Raw genomic sequence first — 13,730 nt, 5'->3', positions numbered from 1 at the left:
ATGGCTAAGAAGAGAGTCTTTGTTGCTGGACATCTCGGCATGGTAGGACAAGCCTTGTGTCGGCAACTTACGATGCTGGATTCAGTTGAACTGGTGACCGCTACTCGAGGTGAGCTAGATCTGACAGATCAACAAGCGGTAAAACGGTTTTTGATGCGTCAACAAATAGATGAAATATATGTGGCGGCTGCCAAGGTTGGAGGAATTTATGCAAACGAAAGTTTCCCAGCCGAATTCATCTACCAAAACTTGATGATTGAAGCTAATTTAATTCACAGTGCACATCTTGTTGATGTACAGAAAATGTTATTTCTGGGATCTAGTTGCATTTATCCAAAGTTGACCCCACAACCCATTTCGGAAGAGGCACTTCTTACCGGCCCATTGGAGCCGACCAATGAACCTTATGCTATTGCCAAAATTGCCGGTATTAAACTGTGTGAAAGTTACAATAGGCAATATGGAAGAGATTATCGCTGTGCCATGCCGACCAATCTCTATGGCCCATATGATAATTTTCACCCTCAGTACAGTCATGTTATCCCTGCTTTAATAGGAAAGTTCTATCGAGCCATTGAACAAGGCGATAAGTTTGTAGAGATCTGGGGTAGTGGCAACGCCCGTCGTGAATTCATGCATGTCGATGACTTGGCGGCAGCATGCTTACATATTATGTCTATATCTAAACAAAACTTACAGTCACTGACTGATCCTAGATGTTCTCATATTAATATTGGAACTGGTATTGATTGCTCTATTCGTGAAGTGGCAGAGCTTCTTAAAGCTATCAGTGGTTTCACCGGAGAGTTTTGTTTTGATGAGAATAAACTTGAGGGTACTCCTGTAAAAAGACTGGATGTAACAAGATTGAATAAATTGGGTTGGCAGGCAACCACTACATTGGAGTTAGGCATGCGAAATGCGTGGGACTGGTATGTTAATAATGTTAATTTAAAAGAATAAGGTTTTTTATGAGTGTTGTGTGGATTGGTGCTTCAAGCTTGGCTGAAAAGCTTTTTAATAAATGGGTTCGTATTTATGGTGATACAGTCCCTAGAGTTATTTTGGATAATGATCCAAAGAAAAGTGGTCGCTTGTTTAATGGTATAACGATTGATCTGGTCACTAATATAAATGAATATTTGCAGAGTGATAGTAAGATAATCATTACGTCATCTTATGTGACAGAGCTCCAGTGCCAACTAAGTGAGTTGGGTGTTAAACACACCATCATGGATTATAGTACATATGATAGTATTATTTCTAGCCATGTGTTGAACAAGAATAAGCAACTTAAAGATAAGCGAAAAACTGATCGTTGTTTTATCATTGGCAATGGACCTTCACTGAAAACTATAAATTTAAGCAAGTTAGCCCAGTTTGACTGTATTGCGGTTAATCATGCCTATAAAAGCCATGAGATTGTTAAATTATTACCTAAATTCTGGATATTGGCAGACCCTCTCTTTTGGTTGGAAAGTGATTTATTACTAGAACCAATAATGAACGTGCTGTCGACTAAACTTCCTGATACCAGATTAGTAGTCAATGCTGATGCTTTACATTATTTTGACAGGCAAAAAGCGGAAATGGAGAACCTCTATTTCTATGATATGTCATCTGGGCTTGCTACAGATGAGATAATAAGCTGTGACTTTAGTGCGAAAATGCAGCATTGTGCTCAGAATGTATTATGTCCTGCGATACTACTGGCCCTTTATATTGGATATGAAGAAATTTGTTTGGTTGGATTTGATCATACTTGGTGGGCTTTTACTAAGGAGGATATATTGTCTGGAAAGGTTATTCCGCATGTTTACCAACATACTTCGGTGGATGATAAAATATCACTCGATGCATATAAGGAATTGGGTTTTCATGGACTGCGAGAAACTATTGAACGACAAAAGTTAGAGTATGGTTATATTCGTCGACTTGCCGAAAGAAGAGGGCAGAAGATATACAATATAACGTCTGGTGAGCTAGATTGTTTTGTTAATAAGAAGGCAGATTTTTTTCTATAAGGAAAGCCTTTATGCTAATGTTACATCGCCTTATGATTGAAGAAAAACTCTCTCGTGGTAGAAATTTAATCATCTATGGTACTGGGTCTGCGGCAGAGGATTTTATTAATAAAAATTCTTGGTTGTATTCACAAGTGACTTTTTTTATGACTACACGTCCTGAGAAAGAGTGCTTTCTTGGCAAAGAAGTTGTTACTCCGGATAGTTATTCACAGCCCATTAATGAGGCTTTTATAGTAATTGTTAGTTCGTTTTTTATAGAAATAAGTAAATATTTGCGTAATATTGGCTTAAAGGAAGGTGAACACTTCATTCAGGTTTTTAAAAATGTGGATATATCGACAACCTCAAAGCGTAGCATCAATGGTGTTGAGGTTGGGAAGTATACTTACGGCTATGAACGCCATTGTTTTAAAGGTTCATTACTTGAACGTATTGGTGCTTTTTGTTCGATTAATGAATCAGTTAAAATCGGCGAGTTCAATCATCCTCTCGATTGTATTACATCCCATCCTCTACTCTATATATCCAAACATGATATCCTAGGTTATGAAGGTGTTCCTGGTATCTGGGAGAATGACGAACTATTGGATCTGTATAGCATGTCTTCCAATCAAAAGATTAAGATTGGCAATGATGTATGGATTGGTGCTAATGCAATTATATTACCTGGGGTGACAATTGGCGATGGTGCTGTGGTCGGGGCAGGTGCTGTAGTGACTCGTGATGTACCTGATTATGCCATCGTGGTGGGAGTCCCGGCTAAAGTTATTCGTCAACGCTTTAATAAAAAACAAATTTCAATCTTGAAAAGAATTTGTTGGTGGGATTGGGATGATGAGCAAATTCAAGAAAAAGCAGGGCTCATTAAGAACCCCGATCTTTTCTTTTCATACTATAGCAATTAGGATAATGCTCAGACTTTGATAAAGGATGGTATATCACAAAAAGATAATTTTTGGATATTTAAATTATGTTTCGCTAGAAACTCATCTACAGCGCGAGTTTCTCCCTCAACAGTACCGTAATCGTCCATTATAATCAGACCACCTCTTACCATGTGAGGGAATAGAAGATCTAACGCAAATTTACTAGGGCTATAAACATCGACGTCAATATGCAGCAACGCAATACGTAACTGTGGATTATCCTTAAGATAAGCAGGTAGGGTTTCAAATATATCACCAGCCATCAGTTCGATATTATGTAGCCGTTTATGATCGAGAAACTGTTTAAGCTCATCTTTTCCAATTCCTTCTCCAGCTACAGATTCAAATTTTTCGATGAATTTGTTATCAGCATCCGTCCCATGGTCAGGGCGAGGAAAACGCCCAAAAGCGTCAAATCCAAGAATTTTACGTGAATTTGCAGTCTCCAGCATATCCCTGAAAGAGGCAAAACGGATAAGTGATGAACCTTTGAATACGCCTAGTTCAAGAATGGAGCCAGGTATTGTTGAGATCATTTTATACAGTTCATAATGAGCTATCAGTTTCTGTAGCCTTTTCTGTTCAGTAGTCAAGTAAAAACCATTTTCATAAGTGAATACCTGTTCAGTGTCAAATCCAAATGCTTTCATAGCTATCGCCTCATTAAATCTTAAATTGCTCGAGTCTCTCTAGGGCTATCCAGAATCCTTCGCCGTTATTTTTGTGTCCTTGCCATATTTCAGGAATAAAGGATGCTGTTGGTGCATGTTGCTTCAATAATTCAGAAACCTCGTCAAAGTCTATATCTCCTTCACCGATCTGCAACCCTTCGCCATCAACATCCTTAGCGTCAACGAGGTGCAAGTGAGCCGTATATGGAGCTATTTGTCGAATAAACCTTGCAAAGGAATCCTTGTTCAGGTTACAGGCAAGTTTGGAATGTGATATATCCAAACATACCCTCATCCCCTGTTTTTCACAGAAGTCAGAAATCTCGTCGGCCTCCATGAATAGATTGTGATAGCGTTGCCCGCCAAAATGCCATGGATATGGAGGCATTGTCTGAGGAATAATTTCGACCCCTCGGCTGTCAAGTCTTTTTATAGCTTCCGCGATTAATTTATATTTAACCTTGCGCTCTGGACGTGGCATGAAACTATCTAAAGTGAATCCACCTGCATTGATGATGATTAGTGGTTTAGTCGCGCGATGAAAGTAAGAGGCTAGTTGACGAGTTTTATCAATAACCCTTTGCAATTCTTTAATAGAGTGTTCACGATATATTTTATCTTCTGAACAGAGATCCATTATATGATCTCCATAAAATAACTCAGGACTATGTACTATTACATCAAGGTCATAGCCTTCAGATGATAAATAATCCGCAGGATCAAGATCTAGGTCCTTGTAGCTAAGATGGAATTCAACTAAATCTAGATTAGTCTTCCCAAGCATATCTTTCAGATCATGGTAGCGGACTGGGATACCAAAAGGACGATTGAATGAATATTGACGAGCCTGTGTGGTCTTTTCATTAAGATCAGATGGATAGAAGAAATCGCCAACGGCGATATCTCGTCGAGCAACCATACCTATGAGTTTATTTTTTTCATATGGGGGTAATCCTTTTCCGGGACTACGTATGTCTACAGCATTCGATGTGATAATTTCTCCAATTTTTAGATCCCTGGTACATATTAGACTCTTTCCAAGCACTTCTCGATTCATCATTTCTCCCTGAGTGACTTCTCTAGCTTTGCTATGTCCCATAGCGAGCTCTATTTCACGAATCCCCTGAACCATCATAGTGAACTCATCTGGTAGCAAACTGACTCGATGGTCATTACCTTCCATGTTTCTGTCCAAAGTGAAGTGTTTTTCAATAATCTTTGCACCCAAACTAACCGCTGCCATCGCGACCGAAATTCCACGTTCATGACCAGAATAACCAACATGACCGCTTTGAATGAGTTCCTGTAAGCGATTTATATATTTTAGATTGATGTCTTTGAAGGGCGCAGGGTAAGTCGAGTTGCAATGTAAAATTATGAATTGGGTACCATTTCTCTGAAAGAGGGCAATAGCATTTTTTATTTCTTGCTCACTGGACATACCAGTAGAACAAATAAGTGGTTTACGTGTAAGGATCAGTTTTTCTAGGAATTCATGATTTGTCAGGTCTGCCGAGGCTACTTTGTACGCCGGCATACCATAGTTTTCCAATTCATCAAGGCTGGTTGCATCCCAAGGTGTGCAGAGGGGGATAATGCCTTTCTCTTTGCAGTAATCGAATACTTCAATCAGCTCCTTAGTAGTCAGTTGGAAGCGCTCTAGCAATTGAAGCGTATACTCTGATCCAAGATCTTCTCCGGCCGTTTTCTGGCGCGTATTTTGACGATACATGGAAGCCAAATGGCGCATTTGAAACTTGGCACAATTGGCCCCACTTGCAACAGCCAAGTCTACCAGCTTTTTTGCCAATACAATGTCACCGTTATGATTATTGCCAATCTCGGCTATTATAAAGGTCGGACTTTCTTCTGCTATTAAGAAATTATCTATCAGGATTGGCTGGTTGTGTTGTGTAGCAACTGCCATCAAGCGATGTTGTTTATCGAGTAGAGGGATATATTTAATTCGACTTGAAAATAGTGCGGAAATATTCTCGTGGGGACTTTCTATGTCTGCACTCGTAAAATTATGGTTGCTAACTATGGCAACCGGTAAGGACAAGTCGAAGTTAGTTTCCTCTAGTAACCAGCGTCTTAAGTCACCATCCGTCATTATTCCTTCGAGAACGCCATTTTGAGTCAAAACAAAAACGATACCGCTCTTGTTCAGACTCATTTTTTGTAATGCATGCATTATGGTTTCATCGCTGAAAACAACATAACGAGTGACGTTTCTATCAATGATCATTAAAGATATTCCCGCATTAGAGTTTCTACAATAGCAAAGTCAGTTAGAGAGTCTATTTCCCAAGACTCATATTCTTGCATACAGTGCATAGCTATTTTACCCCCAAGACGATTTTTCTTCGCTCTTAGCAAGGGGATTTTAGTAAGATATATGGACCCATTTTCACGATACTGACGATCTGCTTCTCGAATATCCTGCCTTCTGGGGCGATTCTCATAATCGTAAAGCGCTCTAGGTGAAGAAGGAGATTTCCAGAAAAAAGCATGACTCTCGCAAACGGATACGAGTGAATCAGCTCGTTCGAGGCAGAACTGATCTATGGCGTTGGCAATGCTTTCCGGCATGCGTAAAGGTGAGGTAGGCTGAAGCAGCACGACAACTTCATCATCATCAGCGTCTAACCAATGCTCCATGGCATGGAGCATGACTTCTTCAGTTGAAGTGTGATCTTGAGCAAGCTCAGAGGGTCTGAGTTCTGGTACTTCAGCTCCCCAACTCTGGGCGACATTGGCGATGTGTACTGAATCAGTAGAAACAATCACTCGACTAATCTGGTTACAAGCCAAGGCTTGACGGATGCTCCAACTGATGAGTGGTGCCCCCATGATAGGTCTGATGTTTTTATCAATGACACCTTTTGAGCCTCCCCTTGCAGGGATAAGTGCAGTGAATTTCATTTATCTTCTTCCTGAAGCTTAACAACGAGCAATAAACAATAAAGTGTCAGTACAATTTCTTATGGCATTATAATTACCATAAGCCTCATGCAGTATACGTGCCGATTCATCCATTATCGTATTGCCCATCCCAGAGGGCTTTTTATCAGTCAGCCAATACAGGTGATTCCATATGGGATAACGCTGTACAGCTACTTCCGATTGTACTGTCCAACCACTTTTTTCAAGTAATCGGTGTAACGATGCCCTTGTATGTAAGACAAGATGCTCTGACCAGAAAGTAAATTGACGATATTCTTCAGGGCCATTCAACAACAACCAATCCTTGGCGTGCGGAACCTCAATGATTAGTTGGCAGCCTTTGGATGCTATCGATTTTAGTTCTTCCAATATATCTTGAGGGGAAAGCAGATGTTCTAAAACATGAAAGAGACTAATCACTTCAGGCTGAAAATTAGTAACTTGTTCCAAAGATGACTCGATATGGAAGCCATCCTGCCGGAGTTGATCCCTATCTCCTTCGTTTATCTCTATACCTATTGCAGACAAACAAAGATGAGCATCTTTGCGTAACTGGTAACCAGGGCCACATCCAAAGTCTAGCCAGCGACGTCCAGGTATCAGAGAGGATAAAACTCTCGTTCTTCTTTCTGCATCAAGCAAGTCCACTTCACTGCGATACTTTCCACATCCCATCGAGTTTTTCTGTGTATAATAATGTGCTGTTTTTCCAGCATAAGTAGGGTCTAGATAGATTATGTCAGTTAATGTGTCTCTGTATACCGAGACATCCAAGTCTCTGCACGCCTGGCTTATCATTATACTTCTGTCAGGTGAAATTAAGTCTTCATCTAGCAAAAAGTCAAAAATGTTATTCATGGTTATTTACCTTGTCTGAAGTCTAATTATAAGAGTTAATGTTGCCTTATAATGGCATCCACATTGCCTAGAAAATGTCACTCAGTGAAAATGGTAACTTATAGATTCAGTGATGGTATAAATAATATATTGATGTCTTTGATATTATCTTATGTCTATTCGTAACTCCCAGAGTCTATTTGCCAATATTATGGCTTGATGTTGGGTGTTAGTCTCAGCACCGTAGCGAAGTTCCGGTGCGTTGATGGAAGCACGAAAGTGTACGGTGTTACTATCCGCAAGCTGGATTCTTATACTCTCAGTTAGATCTATATCAACCTGCATGTCTGTTGCCAACCCCAGTATTTGAAGAAGCCAAGAGGGTTCACTTATTGCCTTATACACAAAGGCCGCTGGGGTGCCCTTGATCCTGTAGCTATGAGTAAAACGACGTGGGAGTGTGGCCAGGGTGGCAGCGAACCCCTCTTTTCTGGTCAGGATCAATACAACCAATGCTGGCAGTAGGGCATCACGAGTGGGTAGGGCTGCAAGATGCCGCCTTTCATGAGCAATGCTACTACCTAGCATGACCCCCCTCATTTGCTTCAAACTTGGCTACTTTACTTGTTCTTGTTTGCATCGTTATGCGTCTGTAGCTATCAATGTGAATACCTGATGCTGTTCTGCGATTGCTAAATGTGGAAAAAGTGGGAGGGTGATGGCCCCGGAATAGTAAACCTCTGCCATCGGCAGGGGGGACTTATGGCCTTTTTGGTACCAAGGCTGCTTGTAGATTGGCATATAGTGCACGTTGGCCCCGATACCATGATCGCGTAGTCGCTGGAACAGGTTACTGCGCTGTTCGGGTGCTACATGGTGTACATACAGGTGGAATGCACTGCGCCGCTCCGCACCGAAATAACGGGGCAGACGCTCAGGGGCCAATGCTTCAAAGTAACGACGGGCAATCTCGCCTCGCTTGGCGATCCAGCTTTCCAGATTGGCCATTTGATTCAACCCCAATGCCGCCTGGATGTCGGTCATGCGGTAGTTGAAGCCCAGCATCTGCTGCTCGTAGTACCAGGGGCCGTCCGGCTCATTGATAAAGTCTTCCGGATCCCGGGTGATGCCGTGGCTGCGCAACATGCTCATGGTTTTGGCGAGCGCAGGGTCGTTGGTCATTGCCATGCCGCCTTCGCCGGTGGTGATGATCTTCACCGGGTGGAAGCTGAAGACGGTGATGTCGCTGTAGCGGCCGTTGCCGGTGGGTTCACCCTGATAGCGGGCGCCGAGGGCGTGGCAGGCATCCTCGATGATCCGAAAACCGTACTCCTGTCCCAGGCGGTGGATCTCCTGCATGTCGCAGGGCAGGCCTGCGAAGTGTACCGGGATGACCACCTTGGGCAGACATCCTTGAGCCTTGGCGGCGAGCAGCTTGTGCTCCAGCTCCATGGCGCACATGTTGCCGGTATCGGGCTCGATGTCGACGAAGTCGACCTGAGCCCCGCAATAGAGAGCGCAGTTGGCCGAGGCGACAAAGCTGATGGGGGAGGTCCAGACCCAGTCACCCGGGCCGACACCCAGGGCCAGACAGGCGATATGCAGGGCGGCCGTACCTGAGTTGACCGCCACCCCGAAGCGGGCTCCGCAGTAATCCGCCACTGCCAGCTCGAAGCGGGGCACCACAGGCCCCTGGGTCAGAAAATCTGACCTCAATACTTCGACCACGGCTTCGATATCCGCTTCGCTGATCGACTGTCTGCCGTACGGGATCATTCCATTACCACCTTGCTGTTCAACTCTTTCAGCTGTTCAACCGTCAGGAAATCAGCGTTGTCACGGGAGTTGTACTCGAACCCCTGGGCTACCATGGTTCCCTTTTCACCCGAGGCGGTGACGGAGAAGTCGTTGTTGCGGTTGTTGAAGTTGATGGTCGGCCCGATGATGAAGAAGTCATCGAACTCGAAGGTGTGGTAGGAGTCGTCACACGGGCACATCACTTCATGCAGTTTCTCACCCGGGCGGATGCCGATGATCTCCTGGTCCAGCTGAGGGGCCATGGCGGTAGCCAGGTCGGTGATCCGCACCGAGGGCAGCTTGGGCACGAAAATCTCACCCCCCTTCATGCGCGGGAAGTTGTTCATCACGAAGTCCACTCCCTGCTGCAGGGTGATCCAGAAACGGGTCATCTCGGCGTGGGTGATGGGCAGGGTGGTGGCGCCCTGATCGATCCGTTTCTGGAAGAAGGGCACGACCGAGCCGCGCGATCCCACCACGTTACCGTAGCGCACCACCGCAAAACGGGTTGGATCCTGACCGGCGATGTTGTTGGCGGCGACGAACAACTTGTCGGAGGCCAGCTTGGTGGCGCCGTACAGGTTGATGGGGTTGGCGGCCTTGTCGGTGGAGAGGGCGATCACCTTCTTGACCTGATTGAGCAGGGCGGCCTGGATAACGTTCTCGGCCCCGTGGATGTTGGTCTTGATGCACTCCATGGGGTTGTATTCGGCGGCCGGCACCTGCTTGAGCGCCGCCGCATGCACCACATAGTCGACCCCGCGCATCGCCATGGTGAGCCGGTTGGCGTCCCGCACATCACCGATGAAATAGCGCATGCAGGGGGCATTGAAGACCTGCTGCATCTCGAACTGCTTCAGCTCGTCACGGGAGTAGATGATCAGCCGTTTCGGCTTGTAGCGTTCCAGCACTGTCTTGACCAGCATCTTGCCAAACGAGCCAGTGCCGCCGGTAATCAATAGGGTTTTATTGTCGAACATGACGGATTCTCGCTAGTGATGCCAAGTGACAAGCAATTTATGTGCCTTGGGCCAGTTTAGCCGAAAAGGGTCGGAAGCGGCCTTGTATGATGCCAGTTTTATTCCACTCTGAGTGAACTAACTAGATGATTCATAGAGAAATCCAACCTAGTTCAAACAACTTTATGCGATCTCGGGGGCTTTAACAAAAAGCGGAACACAGGGTTCCGCTTTTTTGACGCCTAGCTGGAGAGCAGCACTCTGGCCGAGTTGGCGGGGATGGTGAGCTGTATTTCTCCCTGCACCACTTCGAATTTGTCGCCGTTGAAGGCGTCTGTGAAGCGGCTGGCCGGGCTCGCGGTCTGCCACAGGGGCAGGCTGATGGTGCGCGGCTCGCTGGGGTGACGGTTGCAGGCCACCACCACCTGATCGCTTTGCAGGGTGCGGGCGAACACATAGCTGTGGGGGCCGGCATAGAGGGTCTGGATGTCGCCGCGGCGCAGGGCCGGACGCTGCCGGCGGATCTGGATCAGCCGGCGGTAGTGGTCGTGCAGCACATGGTCCCAGGCGGTGGTCTCCCACGGGAAGCAACGGCGGCAGTCCGGATCGTTGCCACCAGAGAGCCCCACCTCGTCGCCGTAGTAGATGGACGGCACGCCGATGTAGGTGAGCAGCAGGGTGGCCGCGAGCCGCATCCGCTGCTTGTCCTCCCCCAGCAGATGGAGGAAGCGGGCGGTATCGTGGCTGTCCAGCAGGTTGAACTGTGCCAGCTGGTTCTTGAACGGGATGTGGGCCCGCGCCAGCTTGAGCCAGCGATCCAGCTCTTCGGCGCTGATCTTGATGGGGTGGTAGGCGATGTCCTGGCCCGCCAGGAAGGCGCGGATCGGGTGGGCGAAGCCGTAGTAGTTCATGGCGCCGTCCTCCTGATCCCCCTGCAGCCACTGGCTCGCCTCGAAGAAGTGCTCGCCCAGCACGTAGGCGTCCGGGTTCTCCTGCTTCACCGCTCCGCGAATGGCGCGCACGTGGCCGCGGTTGCCCTCGGCAGTGCCGCGCTCCCCCAGCATATGGATGACGTCGAAGCGCCAGCCGTCGATCTGGTAGGGGGCGCGCATCCAGTAGCGCAGGATGGCGTCATCGGCGCGATAGACGGCGTCCTGCACCTGTTCGCTGGAGAAGTCGAGCTTGGGCAGGCTGCGGATGCCCTTCCAGCTGACGTAATCCCCTTCGCTGTCAAAGGTGTAGAAACTGCGCCACGGCGAGTCCGGATTGCGCTGGGCCCCCAGCGGCGGGCAGAACCAGGGGTGTTCGGTGGAGGTGTGGTTGACCACCGCATCCAGGATGATCTTCATGCCGCGCTGGTGCAGGTTGCGCGTCAGCTCGGCAAACTGGGCGTTGGTGCCCAGATGCGCATCCACCTTGAAGTAGTCCTGGGTGTCGTACTTGTGGTTGCTCGGCGAGTCGAAGATGGGGTTGAGGTAGAGCGCCGTCACCCCGAGGGACTGCAGGTAGTGCAGCTTGGCATCGATGCCCGCCAGATCGCCGCCGTAGAACTCGCAGGCGCCGTGCCCCTCTTCGTGGCGGCTGACCGGCTCGCCCCACGCCTTGCTGATCACCGCCTTGCCGCGGTACTCGTATTCGTGATGTTTGACGCTGAGGGACGGGTCGCCATTGCAGAAGCGATCCGGGAAGATCTGGTAGAACACCTGATCCTGCACCCAGGCCGGTGGCTGGTGCAGGCTGTTGAAGCGAAAATGCTGTTCCCGCGGCGGCATGGCCGAGCTGACGCCGGCGCCATGCAGCCACCACTGCTCCTCGTCGGTGAGGCACTTGAAACAGTAGAGGTGGATATCCTGCCCCTTGTGAAGCGGCAGGGTGCCCTGCCATACCTGCAGCCGATCGCGGGTGGAGACCGCCGTCATCGGCACCAGATACTCCTCGTTGTCCGGCTCATGGCGCAGCCACACCTCGCGGATCGGCGCGTCCAGCTCGCTGAACAGGGTGAGTTGCAGGGCGTCGGCGCTCTCTTTGAACCAGGGCGCCACCTGGGGATGAAACAGAAACGGATGGGTCATGATGCTTATTGAGTCAGAAGATCGGCGAGGGCATTACCCTGTTCATGCAGTGTTTCGAGCTGACCGGCGAGGGACTTGGGATCCAGTCCCAGCTGGTCGGCCAGCGGCTTGGGGAAGCGGGCTATGATGGCCTGGGCCGGCACCCCGGCGTTCCAGGCGAAGGAGATGAAGACCGCCAGGCGGATCAGTACCGCCTCCTTGCTGACCGGATCGTGGGAGAGGGGATCCAGCTGCTGGGAGATGGCGTCAACGAAGGCCTCCGACAGGTTCCAGCGCCGTGCCAGCTCGGCACCGAGCTGGGCGTAGTCGTAACCCAGCATCTCGCGCTGGGCCTCGACCCGGCTGCTCCCTTTCTGGATCGCCAGATTGATGAGCTCCGCCTCTTCCGGCAATGTGCTCTGGATCAGCAGCTCGCCGATGTTGTGGATGAGGGCGCAGGTGAAGGCGGTCTCGGGGTCGAGCACCTTGGCCTCCTGGGCCAGCGTCTTGGCGATGGTGGCGACCTGGAAGGTCTCGGTCCAGAACTTGTTCTTGTCGAAGCTGGGAGGGGCCTTGAAGCTGCCGATGATGCCGGAGGCGACCACCACGGAGCGCAACCGGTTGAAACCGAGGCGGATCACCGCCTGTTCGATGGAGGTGACTTCGTTGCCGCGGCGCAGGGCGGCCGAGTTGGCCATCCGCAGCACCTTGACGCTGATCACCTGATCCATGGCGATCTTGGCCGCGATCTGGTCGATGCGGGCATTTTCATCGCTGAAGCTCTGCATCAACTCATGCAGCAGCTGTGGAATAGTGGGGAGTTGTTTGATCTTGTCAAACAGACGGTCCATCGACATGGCTGAGGCAGCCTCCATTGCGAGCACTGCCTCATATTGTGCCACAGGCGGGGCACATGTTCCTGTTTGTGATCCGGCTTTGTGATGCGAAGGGGGGTTACAGCACCCAGTCGCGCAGGGTGTATTCCAAACGATGCCGTTTGCCCTGCAGGATCAGGGTCTGGGTGGTGCCGTCCAGGGTGGCCCCTTCGGTGAGGGTGGTCAGCACCGCCTGCTCCACCGCATCGAGCGGGGCCTGGCAGGCCATCTCTGTGCTGCCCAGACTGGTCACCCAGAACTTGTTCCCCTCGAGGTGGCCCTGACCGAAGTAGCGGTTACAACCGGCGATGCCGTTGACGGTGAAGTGCTCACCTATCTCGAAATCGGGCGGATTGTCTTGCGCCGCGGTGACGGGCTGGCCATCCAGCTTGTCGAGCACCCAGTGGTGGTGCTGCAGGTCTTGCGAGGCAAAGCGGGGAGTACTGCTGCAGGCGCTGAGCAGAAGCAGGGCGAGCAGCAGTAGCAAGAATCTGGGCATGAAAGGGCTCCGGTAGTGGGAGTGACAAGCATACCCTCTGTGCGGCCCCCCAGGCAGGGCAAGGGGGAGTGCCCCCGACCGCTTCTGTCGTCCTGCGGATTGGGCCTGTGTCGTTAAATGGCAACACCAGCCTTGCAAAGGG

11 protein-coding genes and 1 pseudogene are annotated in these 13,730 nt (G+C 49.0%); 3 read left to right on the top strand and 9 right to left on the bottom strand.

Features of this window, described 5'->3' with window-relative positions; genetic code table 11:
* The 3 genes and pseudogenes from ACB031_RS18260 to ACB031_RS18250 form a co-directional block, all read left to right on the top strand.
* Entirely contained in the window at window positions 1–963 is a 963-nt protein-coding gene (locus ACB031_RS18260; protein WP_124249510.1) for a GDP-L-fucose synthase, read from the top strand.
* 8 nt (window positions 964–971) lie between these two features.
* Window positions 972–2,024: a hypothetical protein gene (locus ACB031_RS18255; protein ID WP_213344173.1), complete on the top strand. Its 1,053-nt coding sequence runs from the start codon at window positions 972–974 to the stop codon at window positions 2,022–2,024.
* A 623-nt stretch (window positions 2,025–2,647) separates the two neighbouring features.
* Window positions 2,648–2,810 (top strand): annotated as a pseudogene (locus ACB031_RS18250) (DapH/DapD/GlmU-related protein); the annotation flags it as partial.
* A gap of 130 nt (window positions 2,811–2,940) precedes the next feature.
* On the opposite strand, the gene ACB031_RS18245 reads toward ACB031_RS18250, so the two are convergent.
* The 9 genes from ACB031_RS18245 to ACB031_RS18205 all read right to left on the bottom strand — a co-directional run bounded on the left by ACB031_RS18245 (window position 2,941) and on the right by ACB031_RS18205 (window position 13,588).
* Window positions 2,941–3,603: a TylF/MycF/NovP-related O-methyltransferase gene (locus ACB031_RS18245; RefSeq protein ID WP_124249508.1), complete on the bottom strand. Its 663-nt coding sequence runs from the start codon at window positions 3,601–3,603 to the stop codon at window positions 2,941–2,943.
* A gap of 13 nt (window positions 3,604–3,616) precedes the next feature.
* The gene (locus ACB031_RS18240) at window positions 3,617–5,872 is read right to left on the bottom strand and encodes an N-acetylneuraminate synthase family protein (RefSeq protein WP_371140022.1); all 2,256 of its coding nucleotides are present in this window, start codon (window positions 5,870–5,872) and stop codon (window positions 3,617–3,619) included.
* A complete protein-coding gene (locus ACB031_RS18235) occupies window positions 5,872–6,549 on the bottom strand; it encodes an acylneuraminate cytidylyltransferase family protein (protein WP_124249506.1) in 678 nt (225 codons plus the stop codon). The genes ACB031_RS18240 and ACB031_RS18235 overlap by 1 nt, the downstream gene beginning before the upstream one ends.
* Before the next feature lie 18 nt (window positions 6,550–6,567).
* Window positions 6,568–7,428 (bottom strand): class I SAM-dependent methyltransferase, encoded by an 861-nt coding sequence (locus ACB031_RS18230; protein WP_124249505.1) that lies wholly within the window; start codon window positions 7,426–7,428, stop codon window positions 6,568–6,570.
* 621 nt (window positions 7,429–8,049) lie between these two features.
* Window positions 8,050–9,183 carry a UDP-4-amino-4,6-dideoxy-N-acetyl-beta-L-altrosamine transaminase gene (gene pseC / locus ACB031_RS18225; RefSeq protein ID WP_371140021.1) on the bottom strand — a complete coding sequence of 378 codons (1,134 nt, stop codon included), beginning with the start codon at window positions 9,181–9,183 and terminating at the stop codon, window positions 8,050–8,052.
* Window positions 9,180–10,184 (bottom strand): UDP-N-acetylglucosamine 4,6-dehydratase (inverting), encoded by a 1,005-nt coding sequence (gene pseB / locus ACB031_RS18220; RefSeq protein WP_094698428.1) that lies wholly within the window; start codon window positions 10,182–10,184, stop codon window positions 9,180–9,182. Before pseB ends, pseC begins: the two co-directional genes overlap by 4 nt.
* A 221-nt stretch (window positions 10,185–10,405) precedes the next feature.
* Window positions 10,406–12,235, bottom strand: a complete 1,830-nt coding sequence (gene malZ / locus ACB031_RS18215) for a maltodextrin glucosidase (protein WP_371140020.1) — start codon at window positions 12,233–12,235, stop codon at window positions 10,406–10,408.
* A 5-nt stretch (window positions 12,236–12,240) separates the two neighbouring features.
* Complete coding sequence (locus ACB031_RS18210) at window positions 12,241–13,089, bottom strand: HDOD domain-containing protein (RefSeq protein ID WP_017764864.1); 849 nt, start codon at window positions 13,087–13,089, stop codon at window positions 12,241–12,243.
* Between the two features lie 79 nt (window positions 13,090–13,168).
* Entirely contained in the window at window positions 13,169–13,588 is a 420-nt protein-coding gene (locus tag ACB031_RS18205) for an META domain-containing protein (protein WP_005306646.1), read from the bottom strand.
* Window positions 13,589–13,730 lie beyond the last annotated feature (142 nt).

Source organism: Aeromonas sp. S8(2024) (genome assembly GCF_041403085.1).
GTDB classification, from domain to species: Bacteria; Pseudomonadota; Gammaproteobacteria; order Enterobacterales; family Aeromonadaceae; genus Aeromonas; species Aeromonas dhakensis.
Note: the sequence above shows the minus strand (reverse complement) of the source record. Positions and strands in the feature narration are given on the sequence as shown.

Coding starts and splice junctions, on each gene's coding strand:
- ACB031_RS18260 (WP_124249510.1), top strand. CDS start 1: ATGGCTAAGAAGAGAGTCTTTGTTGCTGGACATCTCGGCATGGTAGGA.
- ACB031_RS18255 (WP_213344173.1), top strand. CDS start 972: ATGAGTGTTGTGTGGATTGGTGCTTCAAGCTTGGCTGAAAAGCTTTTT.
- ACB031_RS18245 (WP_124249508.1), bottom strand. CDS start 3,603: ATGAAAGCATTTGGATTTGACACTGAACAGGTATTCACTTATGAAAAT.
- ACB031_RS18240 (WP_371140022.1), bottom strand. CDS start 5,872: ATGATCATTGATAGAAACGTCACTCGTTATGTTGTTTTCAGCGATGAA.
- ACB031_RS18235 (WP_124249506.1), bottom strand. CDS start 6,549: ATGAAATTCACTGCACTTATCCCTGCAAGGGGAGGCTCAAAAGGTGTC.
- ACB031_RS18230 (WP_124249505.1), bottom strand. CDS start 7,428: ATGAATAACATTTTTGACTTTTTGCTAGATGAAGACTTAATTTCACCT.
- pseC (WP_371140021.1), bottom strand. CDS start 9,183: ATGATCCCGTACGGCAGACAGTCGATCAGCGAAGCGGATATCGAAGCC.
- pseB (WP_094698428.1), bottom strand. CDS start 10,184: ATGTTCGACAATAAAACCCTATTGATTACCGGCGGCACTGGCTCGTTT.
- malZ (WP_371140020.1), bottom strand. CDS start 12,235: ATGACCCATCCGTTTCTGTTTCATCCCCAGGTGGCGCCCTGGTTCAAA.
- ACB031_RS18210 (WP_017764864.1), bottom strand. CDS start 13,089: ATGGAGGCTGCCTCAGCCATGTCGATGGACCGTCTGTTTGACAAGATC.
- ACB031_RS18205 (WP_005306646.1), bottom strand. CDS start 13,588: ATGCCCAGATTCTTGCTACTGCTGCTCGCCCTGCTTCTGCTCAGCGCC.